17 protein-coding genes are annotated in these 23,412 nt (G+C 49.1%); 10 read left to right on the forward strand and 7 right to left on the reverse strand.

What is annotated here, in order from left to right; all coding sequences use genetic code 11:
* Positions 1-35: 35 nt before the first annotated feature.
* The 4 genes from BZJ21_RS02675 to BZJ21_RS02690 all read left to right on the forward strand — a co-directional run bounded on the left by BZJ21_RS02675 (position 36) and on the right by BZJ21_RS02690 (position 5,815).
* A complete protein-coding gene (locus BZJ21_RS02675; protein WP_021023256.1) occupies positions 36-1,412 on the forward strand; it encodes an MATE family efflux transporter in 1,377 nt (458 codons plus the stop codon).
* A 147-nt stretch (positions 1,413-1,559) separates the two neighbouring features.
* The gene (locus BZJ21_RS02680) at positions 1,560-2,231 is read left to right on the forward strand and encodes an ABC transporter ATP-binding protein (protein ID WP_021023255.1); all 672 of its coding nucleotides are present in this window, start codon (positions 1,560-1,562) and stop codon (positions 2,229-2,231) included.
* Positions 2,212-4,686: an FtsX-like permease family protein gene (locus tag BZJ21_RS02685; protein ID WP_077669065.1), complete on the forward strand. Its 2,475-nt coding sequence runs from the start codon at positions 2,212-2,214 to the stop codon at positions 4,684-4,686. Before BZJ21_RS02680 ends, BZJ21_RS02685 begins: the two co-directional genes overlap by 20 nt.
* Before the next feature lie 10 nt (positions 4,687-4,696).
* On the forward strand, positions 4,697-5,815 hold the full coding sequence (locus BZJ21_RS02690; RefSeq protein WP_158075495.1) for a lipocalin-like domain-containing protein: 1,119 nt from the start codon (positions 4,697-4,699) through the stop codon (positions 5,813-5,815).
* Here BZJ21_RS02690 and cra read toward each other — a convergent pair.
* Positions 5,812-6,825, reverse strand: coding sequence for a catabolite repressor/activator (gene cra / locus BZJ21_RS02695; RefSeq protein ID WP_077460580.1), 1,014 nt, complete (start codon positions 6,823-6,825; stop codon positions 5,812-5,814). The two genes, BZJ21_RS02690 and cra, sit on opposite strands and share 4 nt — an antisense overlap.
* A gap of 524 nt (positions 6,826-7,349) precedes the next feature.
* Between cra and fruB the strand changes: the two genes are divergently transcribed.
* Genes fruB through fruA form a run of 3 tightly spaced genes read left to right on the forward strand, consistent with a single transcriptional unit; the run spans position 7,350 to position 11,258 of the window.
* Positions 7,350-8,540 carry a fused PTS fructose transporter subunit IIA/HPr protein gene (gene fruB / locus BZJ21_RS02700; protein WP_077669067.1) on the forward strand — a complete coding sequence of 397 codons (1,191 nt, stop codon included), beginning with the start codon at positions 7,350-7,352 and terminating at the stop codon, positions 8,538-8,540.
* Positions 8,537-9,493, forward strand: a complete 957-nt coding sequence (gene pfkB, locus BZJ21_RS02705; protein WP_077669068.1) for a 1-phosphofructokinase — start codon at positions 8,537-8,539, stop codon at positions 9,491-9,493. Before fruB ends, pfkB begins: the two co-directional genes overlap by 4 nt.
* Positions 9,494-9,521: 28 nt before the next feature.
* Positions 9,522-11,258 (forward strand): PTS fructose transporter subunit IIBC, encoded by a 1,737-nt coding sequence (gene fruA, locus BZJ21_RS02710; protein ID WP_077669101.1) that lies wholly within the window; start codon positions 9,522-9,524, stop codon positions 11,256-11,258.
* Between the two features lie 71 nt (positions 11,259-11,329).
* Here fruA and BZJ21_RS02715 read toward each other — a convergent pair whose 3' ends face one another.
* The 3 genes from BZJ21_RS02715 to BZJ21_RS02725 all read right to left on the reverse strand — a co-directional run bounded on the left by BZJ21_RS02715 (position 11,330) and on the right by BZJ21_RS02725 (position 17,189).
* Positions 11,330-12,778 (reverse strand): glyceraldehyde-3-phosphate dehydrogenase, encoded by a 1,449-nt coding sequence (locus BZJ21_RS02715; protein ID WP_077669069.1) that lies wholly within the window; start codon positions 12,776-12,778, stop codon positions 11,330-11,332.
* A 410-nt stretch (positions 12,779-13,188) separates the two neighbouring features.
* Positions 13,189-13,875, reverse strand: a complete 687-nt coding sequence (locus BZJ21_RS02720; protein ID WP_077460575.1) for a DUF3334 family protein — start codon at positions 13,873-13,875, stop codon at positions 13,189-13,191.
* Positions 13,876-14,003: 128 nt separating this feature from the next.
* Positions 14,004-17,189, reverse strand: a complete 3,186-nt coding sequence (locus BZJ21_RS02725; protein ID WP_077669070.1) for an ATP-binding protein — start codon at positions 17,187-17,189, stop codon at positions 14,004-14,006.
* A gap of 436 nt (positions 17,190-17,625) precedes the next feature.
* Here BZJ21_RS02725 and BZJ21_RS02730 point away from each other — a divergent pair, with 436 nt between their 5' ends.
* From BZJ21_RS02730 to nagK, 3 genes are all read left to right on the forward strand, one after another.
* A complete protein-coding gene (locus BZJ21_RS02730; RefSeq protein ID WP_021023245.1) occupies positions 17,626-17,970 on the forward strand; it encodes a DUF3802 family protein in 345 nt (114 codons plus the stop codon).
* A gap of 30 nt (positions 17,971-18,000) precedes the next feature.
* Positions 18,001-18,774, forward strand: coding sequence for a tRNA-uridine aminocarboxypropyltransferase (locus BZJ21_RS02735; RefSeq protein ID WP_236719504.1), 774 nt, complete (start codon positions 18,001-18,003; stop codon positions 18,772-18,774).
* 107 nt (positions 18,775-18,881) lie between these two features.
* Positions 18,882-19,784, forward strand: a complete 903-nt coding sequence (gene nagK, locus BZJ21_RS02740; RefSeq protein ID WP_077575981.1) for an N-acetylglucosamine kinase — start codon at positions 18,882-18,884, stop codon at positions 19,782-19,784.
* 76 nt (positions 19,785-19,860) lie between these two features.
* Here nagK and BZJ21_RS02745 read toward each other — a convergent pair whose 3' ends face one another.
* The 3 genes from BZJ21_RS02745 to BZJ21_RS02755 form a co-directional block, all read right to left on the reverse strand.
* Complete coding sequence (locus BZJ21_RS02745) at positions 19,861-20,940, reverse strand: ketoacyl-ACP synthase III (RefSeq protein ID WP_077669071.1); 1,080 nt, start codon at positions 20,938-20,940, stop codon at positions 19,861-19,863.
* A gap of 121 nt (positions 20,941-21,061) precedes the next feature.
* The gene (locus BZJ21_RS02750; RefSeq protein WP_077669072.1) at positions 21,062-22,432 is read right to left on the reverse strand and encodes an SLC13 family permease; all 1,371 of its coding nucleotides are present in this window, start codon (positions 22,430-22,432) and stop codon (positions 21,062-21,064) included.
* Between the two features lie 250 nt (positions 22,433-22,682).
* Positions 22,683-23,348 (reverse strand): SanA/YdcF family protein, encoded by a 666-nt coding sequence (locus tag BZJ21_RS02755; RefSeq protein WP_077669073.1) that lies wholly within the window; start codon positions 23,346-23,348, stop codon positions 22,683-22,685.
* Positions 23,349-23,412 lie beyond the last annotated feature (64 nt).

Consider the following 23,412-nt stretch of genomic DNA (forward strand, 5'->3'; position numbering starts at 1 on the left):
AACTAGGCGCGTTGCCTTATCGGTTGGAGTCTGTTGTGAGCGCTGTTTCTCGTCCTTTTTTTGATGTGGTGTTTTTAAAACGCTTACTGTTAATTGCCATTCCCATTGCCCTCCAAACCATGATGTTTTCCAGCCGCAGTTTGGTCGACATCCTGATGGTCGGTCAGTTAAGTGAGGCTGATGTCGCTGCGATTGGGATTGCAGGGAAAGCAATGTTTGTTTCCACCCTGTTAATTTTTGGGGCGATGACCGGTGGCTCTATGTTGGTCGCGCAATACTGGGGCGCGGGCGACAGGCAAGGGTTTCGAGAAAAAATTGCGCTGACCGTGACCCTAACTAATGCCACTGCGGCGTTAAGTGCCTTTGTTTTTTGGGTCTATGCGGACGTCATTATTGGCTTTGCCAGTGATAACCCAACGGTGATTGCCTTGGGGCAAGACTACTTGCAGATCGCGGGGTTATCGCTGTTTTGCTTGGCCAGTGTGTCAGGGCTGGCGGCGGGGCTGCGTGCCATGCATAAACCGGGGATCAGCACTTTTTTTAGTGGCGTGGGGATCAGTGTGAATATCCTACTCAACTGGGTGTTTATCTTTGGTCACTTCGGCGCGCCAGAGCTCGGATCAAAAGGGGCCGCAGTGGCAACGGTTCTCAGTGGTATTGTGGAAGTTGTCGCCTTGTATACCTATTTGTACCGTCGCCAACACCTTGTTGCCTTTTCCCTTGCTGAATGGCGCACGTCGCTCTCACTGGTGGCAGTAAAACGCTTTTTGGCGCTTTCTTTGCCGACTGCGTTTAACTTTTTAATGTGGTCGTCCGGCTTGTTCATTTACCACGCCATTATTGGTCATGTGAACGAAGCAGGGCTAGCCGCGATAGCGGTGATCACTCCGGTTGAGTCGTTATCGCTCTCTTTTCTGATTGGCACAGCCAATGCCGCTGCTGTGTTAGTGGGGAACAATCTGGGTGCTAAACAAACCGATACCGCCTATCATCAAGCATGGCAAGTGGCGGTGTTTAATTTGATTGCAGGCGTCTTTATTGCCGCAGTGATGCTGCTGATTAAACCTTGGGTCTTGGGGTTTTTCCCCGCATTGACTGGTGAAACGGCGCAAATTACTGAATATTTCTATTGGGCAATGTGTGCGCTGATTGTGGTTAAAACCATCCCAATGGCGATGATCGTTGGTGTGCTGCGTGCCGGTGGTGATGTGCGCTACTGTTTGGGGCAAGACTTTGTTGCGCAATGGTTGATCGGTATTCCCGTGGTGCTCGCTGCTGCCGTGGTGTTTGAATGGCCGGTTTATTGGGTCTATGCGTTATTGGCGACAGAAGAAGTCGTTAAATGGGTCGGCTCTGTCATTCGAGTTAAATCGGGCGTATGGCTAAACTATCTTGTCGATGATGCCCGTTGATTGAAAAGAAGACGCAATGGGAAGCTGTCTACCTAGTTTTGCCCTTTTCTCAGCCTCTTAATTGGGGTACATTGCCAAATTAGTCAAACAGTGTGACCTAGTTCTCGTTTATTGCTGTTTTAAAACACTATGAGGGTGTGCATTGGCATGTTAGCAATTAAAGCGCTGTGCAAGGGATATCAGGACGGGGGCGATTTTCATCCTGTGCTTCAAGGCGCGGCGATGTCGCTGTCTTCCACCAGCCAGCTTGCGCTGATGGGAGAGAGCGGCTCAGGCAAGAGTACTTTACTGAACTTAATTGCTGGGTTGGATAAACCCGACAGCGGTGAGATCTGGCTGGATGATACCCCTTTACACGCGTTAACCGAACGAGCGCGTACTCAGTTCCGTCGTCAGAACATTGGTCTTATCTTTCAGCAGTTCAACTTGCTTCCTACGCTATCGATTGCCGACAACATCCGCTTTTGTCGCCAGTTAAAAGGGCTCAAAGACGATGCGAATTTGTGGCGGCAAATTGTCTCTCAGCTTGATTTAATGCCGCTATTAAATCGATACCCGGAAGAAGTGTCAGGCGGGCAGCAACAGCGTGCCGCGATCGCCCGTGCTTTATACATGGCCCCCAAATTATTGTTGGCCGACGAACCTACCGGTAGCTTGGACGAGCGCAACGCGGATGCGGTCATGCGTTTGCTAACCACGTTGACACGTCAGCAAGGCTCGAGCCTTTTATTGGTCACGCACAGTGATACGGTTGCCAGCTACTTACAGGGCAGCATTGGGCTGCAAGGAGGCGTGCTCAGTGTTCGGGCCCGTCGCTAATGCACTATGGGGGCACTATCGCCGCCATCCTTTTCAGATTTTGCTGGTATGGCTAGGGCTAACCCTTGGGGTCGCTCTGCTTGTTGGCGTGTTATCGATTAACCAACACGCCCAGCAAAGCTATCGGGAAGGTGCCAAGCTGTTTAGTAATCCTTATCCGTTTAGCATTCATCACACCCAGCGGACCCAACGTGTGCCGCAGGCGTTTTATATTGATTTACGCCGGGCAGGCTTAACGCAGTGTGTTCCTGTTGATCGCTTGCAAGTCGTGACACCGTCACTTGATGATCTCAATCTTATGGGCGTTGATACCATTGCCATGTTGCCGCTGTTAGCTGAACGTGGCGGTGATAAAGGGCGTGCAAACAAGGGGATATCACCGGTCAATGCAATCACGCCGCCTTATCCGGTTTATGTTGGTGAGGCGATGGCGAACCATAAAGGCTGGAAAGATGGGCAAATGATTGATCTGCTTGATTATCCAGCTATTGGCCCCTTGCGAGTACTCGACAACGATGCCCTGAGTATGGGGACGTATTTAGTTGCCGATATGGCGTTGCTACGTACCTTGTCCTCACACGCCGGTATCGCCGACATCCTGTGTGGGTCTTTAACGCAAGCGGAGCGCCAGCAGATTCGCAATGTGTTACCACCTGCACTGACATTGACCAAAACACAGGCCACACAGTTAGGGCCGCTCACCCGTGCTTTCCATCTTAATTTACTTGCCATGGGATTACTGGCTTTTGTGGTGGGCCTGTTTATTTTCTATCAAGCGATTTCGCTTTCAATGACACAACGGCAACCGCTGGTGGGGGCGCTACGCCAACTCGGTGTTGATGGACGTCAACTCTCTGGGGTTATGCTTGCTGAGATTCTCGTATGGGTTGTGCTTGGCGTGATGAGTGGCAATGTGTTGGGCTTGATGCTAGCCAATCAATTACTCCCTGCCGTCGCTACCACCTTGTCTGACTTGTATGGCGCTGATATTGACTTGGTGATGCATTGGCAATGGCAATGGGGATTGGCGAGTCTGTTGCTCGCGATCTTAGGGGCGATGATGGCATCAGCCTGGCCGCTGGTGCGCTTACTTAACACATCGCCGGGGCGCTTATCCCAAAGAATGACACTAATTCGAGGGACACACCAAGAGTATGCGGTGCAAGCGATCATCGCGATACTATTGGGCGTAACAGCTTGGGGCGTGTCTTACTGGGAAAGTAGCCAATGGCAAGGCTTTACGCTGATCGCATTAACCATGTTAAGTGCCGCCCTAGCGTTGCCCTATGCCTGTGGCTGGTTGTTTCATACCTTGGCGCGCGGCTATGCGGGCGCACGTTGGCGTTGGTTCTTTACCGATGCGGCGGCCAGTTTAAGCTACCGAGGTGTCGCCGCGATGGCCTTTATGCTTGCTGTTTCTGCGCATATAGGTATGGAAACCATGGTGGGGAGCTTTCGCACCAGCACCGAAACTTGGCTGCAGCAACGGTTAGCCGCGGATGTGTATGTTCGACCCGGCAATGCTTTGCTACCCAGAATCGAATCCTGGCTTGAACAACAAGAAGACGTGTCGCAATTTTGGGCCACTTATCGACGTGAGTTGGTCGCGCCCCAAGGACGCCTTGAGGTGTTATCGGTTGGTGATCGAGCACTAGAAAAGCAATCGTTAGCCGTCAAATCGGCCCAACCCCAATATTGGTCGCAATTACACCAGCAACGTGCGGTGCTTTTAAGTGAATCACTCGCCGCTAAATTTGACGTAAGTGTCGGTGAAATGGTTAATCTGCCCGCACCGATGGGCGAACGCTGGCACGTGGCAGGGATCTATTACGATTACGGTAATCCTTACGGACAGTTGGTGGTTTCAACGCATAGTGAGGCGGGCGAATGGCTAGCACAAGGACGTCCATCGTTGGCGGTGGTACTCGATAAAGAAGCTCCAAGTGATCATTTTGTTGTTCAAATGAATACACGGTTTAGCCTGAGCAATGGTCAGGTGCAAAATCAAGCCGACATTATGCGTTATGCCATGCGCATTTTTGATCGAACGTTTACTGTCACCGAAAGCTTGTGTGTGTTGATGTTGATCGTGGCGATTAGCGGCTTGTTTTTCGCAACGTTAGCCACGGAGCTATCGCGGCAACGCCAGTACAGCTTGTTGCGTTATTTGGGCCTATCAGGGCGAGAGCTCATTGCTCTGGGGGGCGGGCAATTGGTGATCCTTGGGTTAGTCAGTGCCCTTATCGCGATCCCGCTTGGCTTGGTGTTAGCGAGCATGTTAATTCATGTTGTTCTCAAAGCGTCCTTTGGTTGGACAATGACTATGAATTTTTTCCCAATGACGTATGCAACGACCATTAGCCTTTCAATGCTCGCCTTGATGGTGGCCGGGGCGTGGCCGGTTTACCGTATGCTTAAGCGGACAGCCGCCGCGTCGTTACGTGATGCGCAGTAGGAGAGTCGCCGTGAGATCAAGTCAGCGAAAGTTAAGCCCTATTGGCCGTGTAGTGTTTGGCTTAATCGGAGTGATGGTGTTGGGGGTCTTGATTGGGTTGGGAAAACAGTCTTCATCGTCGACCGACTTAGCGGATGGCTTTGATGTGTTTGGCCAACAAGATGGCTTTGCCGCTGTTACGCCTGATTATACACCTCTTTATCCGCAGGATATGGCCTCTCATCCTGCATTTGCCACAGAATGGTGGTATTTGACAGCCACACTGACGGATAATGCGGGACAAGAATACGGTGTGCAATGGACCCTATTTCGCCGTGCGCTGAGTCCTCGCCACCAAACAGGATGGGCAAACCAGCAGCTTTATATGGCGCATGTTGCTATTACGCGTGCCGATCAACAGTGGGAAGCCGAGCGTTTTGCCCGTGGTGGTATTGGTCAGACTGGCGTGACACTGTCACCATTTCAGGCTTGGCTGGATGATTGGCAATGGCAGGGGGGCGATCAACCTTTACCGGCGCAAGTCCGTGCATCATGGTCCGATAAGGATGCAACATTGGGGTTCGCACTCCAGGTCGCTGACGGTGGCTTGCGCGTGAAACAGGGCGAGCAAGGATACAGTATTCGCCATGCCAATGAGCCGTCAGCGTCTTATTACTTTTCTCTGCCACAATTGACCATTGAAGGTCAGCTTATCATCGACGGTGAGACAATACCCGTTTCGGGAAAAGGGTGGTTCGATAAAGAATGGTCTAGCGGTGCGATGGCATCGGATCAAAGCGGATGGGATTGGTTCGGGCTTAATTTAGACGATGGTCGCGCGTTAATGGTCACCCAAACCCGAGGCAGTCAGCCCTTTATGTTTGGCTCATTAACGTATCCAAATGGGCGCATTGTGGTCTTAGCGCAATCGGATATTCGGATGTTACCTATTAGCCATGCCAAAATGCGCGAGGGGATCAGTTTGCCGATAGCCTGGCAGATACAAGTACCAGACGAAGGGATTAACATCACTACGCAGCCACTCAATGCGCAAAGTTGGATGGCGCTGAGTGTGCCGTATTGGGAAGGGCCAGTGCGCGTGCAAGGAAGCGCAACAGGCCGCGGGTTTATGGAAGCGACGGGCTATTAATTGAGGCCAACCCAGGCCTGGGTTTGATGTGGGCGCCATATTGGCTGACGCTCGACGGTAATCACGCCAGGCTGGTTATCGCCTTGAGCGGCAGACACCGCAAGGCTTAAGGCAGCATCACTGATCGCTTCAAATTGCTGCGGCAAAGACTGCACACCAAAAGGCAGAAAGTCTAAAATACGGCTATCACCAAAAGTGGCGAAATACAGGGCTGTGGGGGCGATACCGGTCTGACGAATCGCATCCAGCACACCCTCGCAAAGGGTAAACGATGTCGTTAAAAGCGCATCGGGTAAATCCCCAGCGTCTATCCATTCGGTCATTAATCGCTGTCCTTCTGAACGGCTAAAGGCATTGCCATAGCGTACTTGTCCCTCGACGTGCTGTGCGTGTAATGCCTGAAAAAAACCTTGCTCACGATCTTGAGATATCGCCAAAGCCGGTACTGCACCGATTAACCCAGCTTGATAGACATCGGTTGGGCTGATCAAGCGATCCGTCAGCTGATAAGCCCCTTTCGCATCGTCCGTTAAAACGTTGGCAAATTGTGTGGCATCTAAGCCACGGTCAATCGCGATAATCGGGGTGCCTTGCTGCTGTAGTTTCGGATAAAAGGCATTATCGGCCGGTAAACAAGAGGCCACAATTAAGGCATCAATCTTTCTGGATACTAGCGTCTGTGCAACCGTTTTTTCTCGCTCAGGATCGTCGTCTGATCCCGTAATAATCACCTGATAACCCTGATCATGCGCTTTGCGTTCAAAGAGTTTGGCTAACGTTGCATAGCTGGTATTAGCAAGATCCGGAACCACTAAGCCCAGTGTATGGGTCGTGCCTGCTCGTAATGCCGTCGCTGCGCGGTTAGGTTGATAATTATGTTGCTCGACCACCGCCATCACGCGTTGACGTGTTTGCTCGCTGATCCGGTAACGGTCGGCTTTACCATTAATCACATAACTGGCTGTTGTGCGTGACACCCCAGCAAGGCGGGCTATTTCATCTAGCTTCATAAACGAATCCTTAGTGCGCCGATCGTTATTGATGGCTTTGTGAATGCGATCAAAGTTTGCACATACCCGATCAATAATAGGCTTGCATTATAAGCTAAAACGATTCAGCCTTAAAGCTGAAAGGTTTCAGCTTTTGGATGTAAATCGCGTCACCATCACACGAATGTTATTTATTGCGTCGTGTTTCGATAATCGTGGCTAGAATGAATCGACAGTAACGATGAGATTCATTTCATCGATAACGCGGGTAATTGCCGCCAAAAGCTGAAACGATTCAGCCAAATGGTATAGCGAAAGACTGTACACAAAAAAACATTATTAGGGTCTGAAGTAACGTGAATGAAGACCAATCCCTGATCCCGATATACCGTCATGACAGCGTGGTCTGGCGTGACAAAAACGATTAACCCGTGCACTTGGCACTGACCCTTTGCACTTGGCATTGACCCTTTGCACTTGGCATTGCCCCTTTGCACTTGGCATTGACCCTTTGCACTTGGCATTAAAATAAGAGGAAAGCCCTCATGCTGGCACTTAACGCACAAGATATTCATATGCAGCAACATGCTGCCTCCAAGCAAGACGCGATTAAAGCCATTGCCGGTTTGCTGACGCAAAAAGGACTGGTAGAGGCCGGCTATCAAGACGGCATGTTAGCGCGAGAAGCACAAACCAGTACCTATTTGGGCAGTGGGATTGCCATTCCACACGGCACAACCGATACCCGTGATCAGGTTAAACAAACGGGGGTGCAGGTTTTTCATTTCCCTGATGGTGTGGATTGGGGAGACGGAAATCTTGCTTATGTGGCCATTGGTATTGCCGCTAAGTCTGATGAGCACCTTAGTATTCTACGCCAGTTAACCCGTGTGCTATCTCAAGAGGGCGTTGAGGAAGCATTGCAAAAGGTTGAGCGTGCTGAAGAGGTCGTTGCGATCCTCAATGGTGAAACAACCGGCGCACAAAGCCTAACCTTTAAACCAGAGATGATACTGAGCGGCTTTCCAGCTTCAGACATGACTACCCTCCAAGCAGTGGGAGCCGGCCTGCTCAAAAACCATCATTGTATCAATCACGAGGGCGTGAGCCAGTTAGTGGCAGGCAATCCTATTCATTTGGGTCAAGGGCATTGGCTGCTTGGGGTTAATCAAGGCGTTGAACAAACAGGCGTATCCGTTGTGATGCCAGCAACGTCATTGACGCATCACGCGCAGTCTGTCAATGCACTTTGGTGCATAGCAGCGAATAATGCGGCCCATCTTCCTGTTTTGAAAACCTTAACGCAGTGGAAAGCCGACGATCAATTGGCGACCTGTATTGACCTCTCGCCACAGGCGCTGGTTAACGCATGCAGTCCCCAGACGTCAACAGGGGCATCGCCAGCGGCGGCGTCGACCGATGAACGTCAAAAAGCGACCGTTAAAGCCATTCAAGAAGGTGAAAACGGTACATTTACCATCACCAATACGCATGGTTTGCATGCACGTCCAGGGGCAATGTTGGTCAACACCGCGAAAAAATTTGATGCGGATATTCAAGTTGCCAATGCGTCGACTCAATCAGACTCGGTCAATGCGAAGAGCTTGATGAAAGTGATTGCCTTAGGGGTAAAACATGGTCATCAATTGCACTTTACCGCGCAAGGTTCGGATGCAGCGCAGGCGATTTCTGCACTCGGGAATGCCATTAAAGACGGATTAGGAGAACACGCATGAGTGCCATCTTAACCGTCACCTTTAATCCAGCTCTTGACATGACAGGAAGTGTCGGGGCATTGCAACCGGGTGATGTCAACTTGGTGCAAAACTACACCCTGCATCCTGCAGGAAAAGGCGTCAATGTTGCACGTGTGTTAAGCGATTTAGGGGCCACTGTGTCGGTCTCTGGCTTTCTCGGTGCAGACAATCAAGACCCATTTTCCCAGCTTTTTGCTGAACACGGCGTTGCCGATCACTTTTTGCGCGTGCCAGGGGTAAGCCGTACCAATGTCAAGCTGGTAGAAAATACAGGCCGGGTAACGGATTTAAATTTTCCCGGCATGGCGGTAGACCCGACCCATATTGATGCGTTGACCGAGACCTTGCACGCACTGGCAGCAAGCCATGAATGGATCGTATTGGCGGGCAGTTTACCGCCAGGTGTCACCACTGAACAGCTGGTGATGTGGATTAGCACCTTGCGAGAAGCGGGCAAAAAAGTGGTCGTCGACACCAGTCAACACGCGCTTCGTGCTGCCATTGATGCAACGCCTTGGTTGGTTAAGCCCAATGAAGCGGAGTTAGCACAGTGTCTTAATGAATCTATCAGTAATGAGCAATCTGTTTTATTAGCGCGTGGTGAACAGCTCTTTAACCAAGGGATCGCTAACGTGGTCATTTCGCGTGGGGTCGATGGGGTATTGTGGCGCGATCATCAAGGCTGGTTAAAAGCCGTAGCGCCGGCCCAGCAGGTGGTGAGTACCGTTGGTGCGGGGGACTCCTTGGTCGCGGGTCTGGTCTCTGGCTGTCAAGCTGGGCTGAGTAAAGAAACGGCACTTCGCCAAGCCGTTGCCATATCGGCGCTTGCCGTCACTCAAGTGGGAGTGGGGGTAAGCAATCATGAAAACGTGAATCAATTATCCGAACAAATCAGCGTGTCGCCTGTTGAGTTGTCAGTGCATGCGCAATAAAAACCAATCCATAAGTGGGGTAGAAGGTATGAATCTGGTCATTGTTACGGCATGCCCTAGTGGTGTCGCCAATACCGTTATTGCGGCGGGGCTTCTCGAGCAAGCCGTCGATGCAAAAGGATGGACGGCACAAATAGAGTGTCAGTCGAGTGTCCAATCGACAAAAGTATTGTCAGCCGCAGAGATAGAACACGCCGATCGCGTGCTGCTCGTTGGCGATCCGAAAGAGACAGCGCGCTTTAATGGTAAACCTGTTTACCAGGCAAGCCTTGATGAAGTCATGGTGGACGCACAGGCCGTGTTGACGGAGGTATCGAATCAGGCCCAGCCTTATGAGGCTTCCGTATCCAGTGAAAGTGGTGACAAACAGCCGGTTCGTATTGTCGGGATCACGGCTTGTCCGACGGGCGTTGCCCATACCTTCATGGCCGCTGAAGCGATTGAAGAAGCCGCGAAGGCGAAAGGGTATCAGGTTAAGATCGAGACACGTGGCTCGGTGGGGGCGAAAAATAACTTAACTGATCAAGACATTGAACAAGCGGATCTTGTCTTTATCGCGGCGGATATTGAGGTCGATCTCAGTCGCTTTGCCGGTAAACGTTTATATAAAACCAGTACTGGGAGCGCGTTGAAAAAAGCGGCACAAAGTTTGGATGATGCTTTGGCGAACGCCCATGTTCACCAAGCCGGACAAACCAATACCGCGAATAGCACTGCAAACCAAGCTGAACGGAGTGGCGTTTATAAACACCTTATGACCGGGGTGTCACACATGTTGCCTTTGGTTGTGGCCGGGGGGCTAGCCATTGCGCTCTCGTTTGTGTTTGGTATTGAGGCGTTTAAAGAAGAAGGGACGCTTGCAGCGGCCTTAATGGAAATTGGCGGTGGTAGCGCGTTTGCGCTGATGGTCCCGGTACTGGCGGGCTTTATTGCCTTTTCTATCGCGGATCGTCCGGGCCTGGCACCCGGGCTTATCGGTGGTATGCTTGCAGCCTCAACAGGCGCGGGCTTCTTAGGGGGTATTCTGGCTGGTTTTATTGCCGGTTACAGCGCTAAATTCGTTGCGGACAAAGTCAGCTTACCGGCTTCAATGGAGGCGCTCAAACCCATATTGGTGATCCCGTTATTGGCCAGTTTATTTACCGGTTTGGTGATGATCTATGTGGTAGGTGGCCCCGTTTCGGTGGCGATGGAAAGTTTAACAACCTTCTTACAAAGCATGAATTCAACCAATGCCGTCATCTTAGGCGTGTTACTCGGCGCCATGATGTGCTTTGATCTCGGTGGCCCGGTGAATAAAGCCGCGTATACGTTTGGCGTTGGATTGATTGAAAGTGGTACCTACATGCCAATGGCTGCCATTATGGCTGCAGGCATGGTGCCGGCATTAGGAATGGGTTTATCGACTTTCCTTGCCAAACGCAAGTTTAACGATGCCGAACAAGAAGCAGGTAAAGCGTCATTCGTTTTAGGACTGTGCTTTATTTCAGAAGGCGCGATTCCGTTTGCAGCGAAAGACCCGATGCGTGTTATTCCATCGTGTATTGCCGGTGGCGCATTAACGGGGGCGATCTCAATGTTGATTGGCGCGAAATTAATGGCGCCGCACGGTGGCTTGTTTGTCTTGCTCATCCCAAATGCGATTAGCCCTGTCTTGCTTTATCTCGCCGCCATTACGGCCGGTACCTTGGTGACAGGTTTAGTCTATGCGTTGATTAAGCCGGTGAGCCAAGCATCACCATTGACGGCAACCCAGTCGTCTTAGTCAGACCTAAAACGCGCACGTAAAAAAGGCCCTTGATGGGCCTTTTGTTGTTTATGATAACGCTGTGTTGCTTATGATAACGATTCCGGCTGAGGGACCACAGGATAGCGAACCCCCATCATTTTCTCCATACAATGGATGACCTGACAGCTGTATCCAAACTCGTTGTCATACCAAATGTACAGTACGCAGCGATTACCCTCGGCAATCGTCGCCTGGCTATCTACCACGCCAGCAAAGCGAGATCCAATCAAATCACTCGAGACGAGTTCGGTGGATTGGGTATAATCGATTTGGCCTGAAAGCGGCGAGTAGAGCGCGACGTCTTGCAGGTACGCATTGATTTCATCTTTGTTGGTGGCGTGATTGAGGTTGAGGTTTGCAATCGCCATCGAGACATTCGGGGTTGGGACACGCACTGAGTTGCCAGTGAGTTTTCCTTTTAGTTCCGGCAATGCTTTTGCTACCGCGCTTGCTGCGCCCGTCGACGTCAGTACCATGTTGAGTGATGCTGAACGACCACGTCGATCGCCTTTGTGGTAGTTGTCTATTAAGTTTTGATCATTGGTAAACGAATGGACGGTTTCAATATGACCACTATCAATGCCAAATTTATCCTGCATGGCTTTGAGCACTGGGGTAATCGCATTGGTGGTGCAACTGGCGGCGGAGATAATTTTGTCATCGTGACCAATGACATCATGATTGACACCGAACACCACATTTTTAAGCGCGCCCTTACCTGGGGCGGTTAGCAAGACTTTGTCTGTCCCTTTGCTATCAAGATGCTGACCGAGTCCTTCTTCATCACGCCACATCCCCGTATTATCGACCACTAAGGCATGGTGAATGCCATACTGGGTATAGTCGACCTCAGTTGGGTTATTGGCATAAATGACTTGAATGAAATTACCATTGGCGATCAGAGCATTACGGGTCTCATCCACAGTAATGCTGCCATTAAATGGACCGTGCACCGAATCACGACGCAATAAGCTGGCGCGTTTTTCCAAATCGCCTTCTTTGCCACCACGGACCACTATCGCACGTAAACGTAATGGATAGCCTGGCCCACTTTTCTCAACCAGTAGACGTGCGAGTAACCGGCCAATACGGCCAAAACCATAAAGCACCACATCTTTGGGCTCGACGCTGTTGCCAGTGCCGATTAAGTGATTCAATTGGCTATGAAGAAAATCAGTAATCCCATGCTCACTGTCATGTGATTGCCAGTACGTCCACGCCAGCTGGCCAATATCAATTTTACTCGGGGCCAGGTCGAGTTCGGCCATCGCTTCGATTAAAGGGAGGGTTTGGCTCGGGGCTAATGTGTCGCCAGTGTAACGACGTGCGACGCGGTGAGCTTTAATAATATCAATGGTACTAGCGTTGATAAGCTGACGGCCAAAGAGTTGAATCTCTACGCCTTTTTGGCGATAGAGCTGGCTCAACAGCGGATACATGGTTTCAGAGTGAGTTTGACTGGTTTGCCAGTCGAGTAGGTAGTGTTCTGGACTCATGAATCGACCTTTTCACGAATGATTGTGGGTGGGCAGGGTGCCCAGTAGGGTAATGGACTGATCATTGCCAGCCTTATTATTTTGTTGCGCAGTCTAAATGACCCAGAATTATTCACCTACTAAAAATAAGTCCTAAAATTCAACCACTCATAGACGATTATGAGCGATAAGAACGAGTAATAGAGCGGGAGGGTTGTGATCAAGATGGTAACTTATATGAAACAAAAGCGATAAATTCAATATTATTGTGAGCGGGAAAAGATGAAATATTGTTTTGTTTTTTGTCGAAAATTAAGTGGGTAAAACACAAAAAAGTCGCGAACAAGCAACAATAATGGCTACTTGTTCACGAATTGAGGCGTAACTCGCTGATTTTTAAGTTCGATGTTAATTTATATGGGCGTTCGTGCTCAGATCCCGAGTTCATCTAACAAGTCGTTACTGCCATTGTCTTTCTTTTCATTTTTATCGTTAGGTTTTCCTTCCAGCTGACGCACGGTTTCTGCCTCTAAAATAGAATCCGGGTCGACTTCTTCGCCTTCTTCAAAATCTTGCAGCTGAATGAATTCAGTGCGTTCCATCGCGAGTTCTAGATAAAAAATATGATTATTTTCGGTGGTAAAGCTGACCCGGCGCGCTTGAGGTTTATCAATATTGCTGTCGACAGACACGGAAATATTTTTGTTCACCGCCATCATCTTCGGCTGGTTTTGCGTGATAGACGTCTGAATTGAGCGCTTAATCTTGCCTGTGAAGTCACCGATGATTTGGTTCATCAGTTCGCCAAGTACATCACCGACTTCATCCGCTGTATGTTGAGTGGCAAGCTCTTCTTCGGGGATCCCCATATGCTGCATATAGTTGCGATAAATCTCTAACGCCGCTTGTGAGGAGAAGTTAATCACGACGAGTCCCGAAAAGCCGCCATCAAATAATACAAAGCACCCGATATCCGGCTTAAGACTGGTTTTGACTATTTTTTGCACCATTGCGGCATGATGCACGGGAGAGTCCGTGGCTTTGGTTAACACTGCTGTGGCAGATTGACACAGTTTGAGCAGGATGTCCTCGGAGGTGACAACTTTGGTTTTTCTCATTATTCACTACCGTTTTGGTTGCTAATACTTACCTTGAGTGTGGCACCGGAACGCGAGGTTTGTACACCGATTTTCTAGATATTCGGATAAGGGATCACACCGATTCATTATTTTTGATGTTGGACACATTAAGCCTCAAGCGTGTCGAGCGCACGAGTCAGACGTATGATAGCCGTTTGCATTTGCGCTAACGCTTTGACAAGTGCTTGTGTGTCCTGTGTGTTGGCAGCATGTTCGGCGTCAAGGCACGCTTGATGCAATTCTGTTGCGCCAATACTGCCTGTCGCGGACTTCTGTTTATGTGCTGTGTCTTTGATATCTTGCCAATCTGTAAACGGCGGCGCTAACTGGCTCAGCGTGTTGATGCTCGGTAAACTGCGCCGGCGAAATATCGCAATGATATCAAGATAAGCGTGTTTCTGGCCGGCATAGAGTCGTTCGATAACACTTAAATCTAAAACGGTTGGCGAGCTCTCGTGTTGCACAGAGAGGGTAGACGTTTCCTCTTGCGCCTTGTCGGTGGTTGAATGGGAACCTTGGTGAAGCCAGTGACTTAAGCGGCTTTCGAGCTGCTCTAACTCAATGGGCTTGGTGATATAATCATCCATACCCGCTGCAAAACAACGTGCGTCTTCACCACTGAGTGCATTGGCAGTAATAGCGATAATAGGGACGTATCCCGTGGATGACTGCTGCTCTCTCAATGCGGCTGCGAGTGCATAACCATCTTTATTGGGCATATGGCAGTCTGTTAAGACCAGATCAAAGCGCGTGCTTTGGTAAGCCTGCAATGCTTGTTCACCATCATCAACCATCACAACGTGATAACCGAGATAATGGAGTTGTTGTGTCAAAACGCGTTGATTAGTGGGGTTGTCTTCGGCAACCAGTATATGTCCACGTATCGATTTGCCATGGCGCTCTCTTGCTTGCATATCGGGGATAATATTTAGCTCGAGAGATTCCCCCAACATGCTAACCTCTGGGCTGTCTAAGCCTAAACACACACGGATCCCATGCACTAAGCGGCGATAAGTGAGCGGTGAGGCAAAAAGCTCGACCAGGTATTTGTTAGGATGGGTATTCAGTGACAGCTTCTCTCGTAGTGCAATGATGTGTTTCACCCCAAGCGCATCAAAACGCGTCTCGTCACTTGTATCTTGAGTGATCAAGAGAACATGTCTGGCAGCGACAAGCGCAGGCGTGCTTGACGCCTCCTTTTGTAGGATAAGCGTCTCGTTTGGATTAGCTGTCGCATGTGCAATACCTAAATGATTGAGATAGAGGTTGATGGCGTGTTTTAGCTCGCCGTCGGGTAAATCAAGGTAAATAAACAGTGTGTCGATATCGTCACGACTAAGTGGCGCAGGATGAGGTGCACCCAATCTGTCAGTGGTGTAACTTAAGCGAACTTGAAATTCGGTTCCTTTATCCTGTTCACTCTCAACCGTTATCTCACCATCGAGTAAATCGATAATATTTTTACAAATCGCTAAGCCGAGTCCGGACCCACCATACTCACGCGTAGTGGATGATTCTGCTTGGTTAAAGGGTTGAAATATGGTGTCTAATTTGTCGGGGCTGATGCCTATACCATTATCCGCTATTGTGACGTTCAATCCTGTTTTTTCCGGTGTGCCTGTGTCGAACGGTGTGATTTTGACATCGACTTTTCCCAGCTTGTCACGGTGACTGCCAGAAAACTTAATTGCATTGCCCACAAGGTTATAAAGGACCTGTTTAAGCCGGTTAGGATCGCCAATCAGTGAGTCAGGCAGTTCAGGATCAATAAATAGTGACAATGTCACATTTTGTTTTTTGGCATTGTGGCTCACCGTGTCCATTACTTGATCAACCGTTTCAGAGAGAGAAAAGGTAACCTGCTCCAGCTGCAGTTTTCCTGATTCGGTGCGGGAGAAATCAAGAATATCGTTAATAATCGAAAGCAATGAAAGGGCTGATTCTCTTACTGTGCTCAGCAACCCGTGTTGGGATTGGGTTAGCGAAGAGCGACGCAGTAGATCCAACATCCCGATGACCCCGTTCATGGGGGTGCGTATTTCATGGCTCATGGTAGCAAGAAACTGCGCTTTAACCCGAGATGCACTTTCAGCTCGTTCCTTTTCTGCTATCAACTGCTCACGTGCTTGGTTGCGCGAGATAATGTGGGCTCGGAATATCACTAAGCTCTGCGCAATCTTTCCGACTTCATCGGTTCTATCTTGAAAATGACTAGACGGTGGTGTCATGTCACCCGCGACCAGTCGCTGCATCGAATCTGCCAGCGCGGCGATTGGCTGAGTAAAAGACTGATAAATATAAAAATACATGCCGCTACTGACAAACAAAATAAATAACAATAAATAGCCAAGATTCAATTGATTCGAATGAAGAATAGATTGTAAGTCGGTCATTGAGCGGGTAACTTCATTACCTGTGCCTTGTGCAAAACGGGAAAGTGCATTCTCTAGCGCATGATACTCATGATCGCTGAGCGTGCGAACTGCCTTCATGGCAGCGACTTTGGCGTTCGGTTGGTAATTGTTAAAAATGGCAATACCGCTGCGCTTAAAGCTAGTAAAGTGATTGTTTAATCGCGCAATTTTTTTGAGTGAGGCAGGGTCATTAAGCTCGAACTGTGTTAATGACAAATATTGCTCAAAGGTAACCATATCTTCCATAAAGTATTGACGGCTACTCGTGCGACCTTCTAAATACTGATTTAGCTCGGTAAGCATATCGCCGTTTTCATCGACGAGCTCGTCAAGGTATTGTAATACCGCTAAGTTGTCAGGTTGCTTTAACTCCTGGGTGGCTTTGAGTTCGGCAACGAGGTTATCAATTGGGCGAGCGACATCAATGGATAATCGCATCAATTGCTTGCGTGCCCATTGCTCAGCCACAGGATCAAACTCGGTTAATACTTTTTGATGTGCGATGCGTTGAAAGCGTTCGTAGAGTTGACTGACTTTTTCGAGTTGTTGTTTTTCATCGGGTTTGATGGTTTTTAGTTTTTTTAGCGCGTTTTCAAAGTCTTGTTGATTCTCTAGAAACACTGATAGCGATTCGTGCCGTCCCATGACATATTTAAGCATGCTAGCATTCATGTCGCTCACCGAACGTAGCATCTGCATCGTAATAATGGCGCTAGGAATTTCGTGATGGGTAGCGCGCTCTACATCACGATTGACACGCTCTTGCATGATATAGCTTGAAACCGATAATCCGAGCACCATCAGCGTGATAAACGTCATGATTAATCCGATTTTGCTGACAATGCTCTTACTAAATGGGCGCGGACGGTTTACCTTCATGGTTTTTTCCTACATCCTTGTGAGCGATTGATTCGGGCGTATCCGTGAAAACAGCTCAGTGTGTGGTTTATTTTCATCACTGCAAACCAAAGCTATACTGCAAAGAAGAGTGGGTCAGCAGTTTGCATGAGTAAAGTGTGGCATGGATAAGCAAGAAAGGCTTACCGTTCACAGTTTTGCCACTGTATGTACACGAGCAATAAGCCAGTACGTGTTATTGCGCATGCTATCTTATACTATAAGGCGTGTGGAATCGTATGTAAGGTGCATCGAATAGTACAAGATGCATCGAATCGTATAAGGTGCATGGAAACAGTATAAAGCACGTGATGTGCTGTGAAGCGTGACTCGCTTTCTAATTTCGTCCTCTGGGGGCGCACATCGCGGATGTTCGCGATACAATAGCGATATATGAACAGTCTAAGGACAAGTAACCATGGTAGTAGATTCAGACGGGTATCAGGCACTGATCGAGCACTTTGCGTTCAATCTCACCGTCTTTGAGCAACCCGGTGAAGCCATTGGCGATGAAACCATTGCAGATATCGTGCACGATCTCGTCGCCTCTAACATCATGACCATTTGTGAGCAGAACCCTGGGCTCTCATCCGCGTTAAGGTTTACCATACTCCGTGAAGCCGATCGTGTGGTTGAAGATATGGAAGAAGTCTTAGCCGGGCGATGGGAGCAACCTGTCACGGCGGAGCAAGTGGGCTTTTTAGAAGAGTATGTGGCGCTAGTCAAAAATTTATTTGATGGCGCCATGGTTGAATTTCGTTAGTACTCAGCCACTAATAACCTAGATACTTTGATGTCAAAAATAGCGATGTCAAAAATAGAGCAGAATCACGCGATTCAGCGCCTTTATAAAGCACGCCTCTCGCGTGCTACCCGCCCTTATCTAGCCCGTGGTGCCGGGGTTGATCGTTGTCAGCAGTGCATGCTAGTTCGTCATTATTGTATCTGCGCCCACCGAACGGCTCACAAGACACACGCCGCTTTTATGCTGCTGATGTATGACGATGAGGTCTTGAAGCCAAGCAATACCGGCCGGCTGATTGCTGACTGTATCGCCGATACCTATGCGTTTATTTGGTCACGAACAGAGCCGGACCCTGAGATGTTAGCGCTTCTGTCCCATCCCGATTATCAACCTTTTGTGGTTTTCCCGTCTCAATACACGACGCCTGAGCGTGTCGTGAGTGTCCCGACTGTGGGCGTGTCAGGTAAACGTCCGCTGTTGATTATTATCGATGGGACCTGGCGAGAAGCGAAAAAGATTTTCAGAAAGAGCCCTTGGCTTGATCGTTTTCCGGTTTTAAGTATTCAACCTCAGGCATTATCACGCTATCAAGTGCGTGATGCTCACGGCGAGAATCAGCTTGCAACAGCAGAAGTGGCTGCAGAGGCACTGATCGCAAATCAAGAGCAAATGGCAGCCGCATATTTGAATCAATGGTTTGATGTATTTAGCGAGCGCTATATGGCAGGTAAACGACAAAAGGCGTTGCCAGAGCGAGACGCGTTGTCCCTGCTGCTTCATCGCCAGGATCAATGTGATACACACGAAAATGCCGATGGCTAACGTTTGGTTAAAAAACTACGAAACTTGGCCAGAATCACGGACTTGAGGCTATTTTTGGTGGATAATCTGGTTATATAACGACAAACAAACACGAAGGTGACTTAGCCATGTATTACGGCTTTGATGTGGGCGGCACAAAAATTGAGTTCGGCGCGTTTGACAAACAACTTAATCGTATTGCGACCGAACGTCATCCAACCCCCACGCAGGATTATGCGGCGTTGGTTGAAACCATCGTCCAATTGGTAGAAAAACACGATGTTAAATGGGGAGGGCAGGGAACCATTGGTATTGGTATTCCTGGCTCACAAGCAGAAGATGGAACGGTTCTAACCGTTAATGTGCCTGCAGCCAATGGACAATCGCTACGTGCAGATTTAGAAGCACGCCTTGGTAGAGAAGTCCGTATCAGTAATGATGCTAACTGTTTCGCGTTATCGGAAGCCTGGGATGAGCAAGCGCAGTCGGCGAAAACAGTCTTGGGTTTAATTCTTGGCACTGGCTTTGGTGGTGGTTTAGTCATTAACGGTAAGGTGATTAATGGTAAAAACCAGATGGCTGGCGAGGTTGGTCATATGCGGATGCCGATTGATGCTTGGTTGCGTCTTGGTGATCACCCACCGATGTTTGATTGTGGATGTGGCAACAAAGGATGCTTAGATAATTACCTATCAGGGCGCGGATTCGAACAATTGTATGGCCACTTTTATCAGCCTCTATCAGCGATTGAGATTATCGAAAACTACCGAGCGGGTGAATCCGATGCAGTGGCATTTGTCGCGTGCTTTTTTGATGTGTTGGCAATGTCTTTAGGCGGTATTTTAACTGCTTTCGATCCTGACATGGTTGTGCTTGGCGGCGGCTTATCTAATTTTGATGAGCTTTATGACGCCATTTCCGAGCGCTTACCTCAGCATTTACTGTCAGCGGCAAATGCGCCTGATATAGTTAAAGCACAGCATGGCGATGCGGGTGGAGTGCGTGGCGCGGCATTCTTGCATTTAACCTAATGCCTCAATGAAACCTTGCTAAGAAAAAGCCGACATCTTGATTGTCGGCTTTTTGGATCTTAGCTTTCTCGCGTTGCTACTTGTTCGACTTTTGACAGTGATTAATTGCGTCGTCTAATAGCTCGAGTGCCGTTTTATCGGTGGGTGGTAGGTCTGCATTTGATTGCGCGATAGGTGTGGTTCGCTCACCCCAGCGAATCAGTCCTGCGCCCCAGGTAAGCCCAGCGCCAAATGCCGCGGTGAGCAATTGACTGTGCGGCTTGACGACGCCTTGTTCTACCGCTTCGCACAAGGCGATAGGAATTGTTGCGGCAGACGTATTACCGTAATGCTGGATATTGATAAATGCTTTATCCAGTTCAATACCGGCATGCTCACACAAGGTTTCAATAATCCGTTTATTCGCCTGATGAGGAACAACAAGATCGATGTCGTCGGCGTTGAGTTGATTGCGGGCAAGCACTTGATTTGCCGCAGAGCCCATACCTTTCACCGCGCGTTTAAAAATATCGCGACCGATAAAGTCAAACGAAAAATGCCCATTGTCGGGATCAAAACGATCCATAGCGGTGCCAAATGCCGGGATGGCTAATACGTCTCTTCCTGCTGAATCACATCCGAGTTGCGCATCCAACAAGCCTACTTCTTGATCGCTTTTGCTCACCACGACTGCACCCGCTCCGTCACCGAATAACACGGCGGTATCGCGTTTGCTCCAATCCAAGTACCAAGTAAGGTGTTCTGCACCAATAATCAGTGCGTGCTGGTAATGGCCGGCTTGCAACATTTTGGTGGCCGTTTCTAATCCATAAAGGAATCCAGTACAGGCGGCATTCATATCGAAAGCGGCTGCACGTAGGGCGCCAATATTTCCTTGAACCTTTGAAGCGATGTTAGGAATTAAGGTATCTGGCGAGCATGTCGCGACAATCAATAAGTCTAACTGGCTCGCGTCGATACCTGCAGCCGCCAGGGCTCGATGGGCAGCAACGGTTGCTAAGTCCGAGGTTTCTACATGACTCACTCGACGCGCCTCAATGCCAGTGCGCGAGCGGATCCATTCATCATTGGTTTCTAAGATGGTGCTGAGGTCATCATTACTCAACACAGCAGGCGGGAGACATTTACCCCAGCCAGTAATTTCTGCAAATGCCATAGTCGTTTACGGGTTATTAAGCGTTGCGCTAGTGTAAACCTGAAACTCAATTGAAACAATTTTGATAGACGAGAAGACGCGAAAAACACTACCTGGCGCAAATGCCAGGTAGTGAGCGAGATTACCAGAATAAACGGGTAAAAATGGCAAGAACCACAATACAAACAAGGTTTAAGTACATACCAACCCGCATCATATCACGTTGTTCAATATGCCCAGATCCAAACACAATGGCGTTAGGAGGGGTGGCAACGGGAAGCATAAAGGCACAGGATGCTGCAATGGCAATTAACGCCGATAGTGCCACGGGGGACACGCCTAAGGCTTCTGCAATGGTCGCGAAGACGGGAACTAACAGTGCGGCGCTGGCGGTGTTACTGGCAAACTCTGTGAGGAATATAACAAACGCGACGACACCAAGCATGGTAAAGAACAACCCGGAGCCGGTCAGCGCGCTACTGAGGTGATTCGCCAAGAATACACTGGTGCCTGTTTCTTTGAGTACGTTGCTTAAGCAAATACCGCCACCGAACAATAATAGAACGCCCCAATCTGCGGTCTTTTCCACTTCCTTCCACTTTACCACTCGGGCAGCACCCAGTAATACGATCGCAGACAGCGCGACGATCGAGTCAAATTTACTGAGACCACCGAGCATGGCATTTAAGGGTTTACTGAAGATCCACGCCGATACCGTAAGCGCAAAGATAGCAATGGTGATTAAACGTGGCGTGGTCCACTCAAAACCGCGTTTGTCGGCATCAAAGCTGTAGTTAAGATTCGGTTTGGTTAAAAAATACAACACAACAACAGCCACTGGCAGTAGGATAAGCGTGACAGGCAGTCCGAGCTTCATCCAGTCTGCGAAACTCAACCCAGCTTCTGCAGCGGCGATGGCATTTGGTGGGCTACCGACAATGGTCGCGATGCCACCGATACTGGCACAGTAAGCAATCCCCAACAGAACGAAAACATAGGTGCCATGATCTTTTTGATTATTCACCTTATGTAAGATACCGAGTACCAAAGGAAGCATCATTGCTGTCGTGGCTGTATTACTGATCCACATCGATAGACCGGCGGTAACACCAAAGAGCATCATGACTGCCACTGACATTTTTCCTTGGGCGATGGTTAATACTTTATTGGCAATCGCTTGATCGAGCCCTTGAGCTTGCAATGCCGCCGCTAATGCAAACCCACCTAGAAACAGAAAGATAATAGGATTAGCAAAGTTTGACAACGCCGCCGGTGTTTCAAACACACCGAGACCCACTGCCATGATCGGCACCAATATCGCTGTCATGCTGACATGGATGGCTTCGGTGAGCCAAAGCACGGCGATAAAGACCAGTAAGCTGAGGCCAGTTGTTACGTCGGCGGCAAAAGGTAAGCTGTGATATAAAACGAAAAACAACGCAATATCAGCCAATAAAATCCAGGCTTTTCGATCGAGCTTCCAGGAGTGTAAAGAAAGGGATTGCAGGTTCATAGGGCGTCCTTTTACAAACGTTATCAGATATTGTACTTATTTATAATATTTGTGTGATTCGCTTGATAACGGGGATTTATAAGCAAAAACAAGCCATAACAGATTACCAAGCGATGGCTAATATACGCTTTATTGGTCAGGGTGTTAATCGATTGCAGGCAGGTTTTTAAACAAATGATTAAAACAATGTAAAAATTGTGATTCGGGCAGCATCGATGGCAGAACGCCTAGTCATAACGTCAGAAGGGGGTTATCGGTTTGAGAGGCCATCTATCGGTGCTTTAGGTCCGGTAAATTTTGGTTTCACATTAAGAATAAAACTGTCTAGTACTGCTTTAGTGCGTGCCAGTATTTCTCTGGCGCGGATCTTGGTACCGGCCCAGCCTCTGGGGCTTGGTACCGCGTAACAGATGGCATCAATATCGTTTACATCCGCAAGAAACAGCGCACGTTCACAATGAAATTGCTGCGTGATGACGGTAAAACGTGCAAGACTAAAAACCGTTTTGGCGCGAACAACGGAATCGAGTGTCCGAAAGCCCGCATAATCAAGATGAATCGCTTCTTCCGCGATGCCCGCCTTGCGTAAATCTCGTTTCATCGTCCAGGGTTCGTTATACGACCGATGAGCGTTGTCGCCGCTAAGGAGCAGGTGGTTAATCTTTCCTGCGTGATAAAGCGCCTCAGCCGCTTCAATGCGATAGGTGTAATAAGGATTTGAGGTTTTGCCGATATATTTACTGGTGCCGAGTACGAGCCCCACTTGTCGTTTGGGCAATACATCGACATCTTTATAGACACGCCCTTTGGCGTTAAGCGTGATTGCGATATCGCTAGCCGCCATGAGAATAACAGTAAGGGCTGTGAGTATAGCCAATGTGATTATCGCCTGACGAACGAGGCGCCGGAGAGCCATGGTGCGTTGTATCCTTTTTTTGACGGACAGCACTCGATAATAGCGGGTGCGGCAAGTAGGTGGA

Source organism: Salinivibrio costicola subsp. alcaliphilus, from assembly GCF_001996185.1.
Lineage (GTDB): Bacteria > Pseudomonadota > Gammaproteobacteria > Enterobacterales > Vibrionaceae > Salinivibrio > Salinivibrio costicola.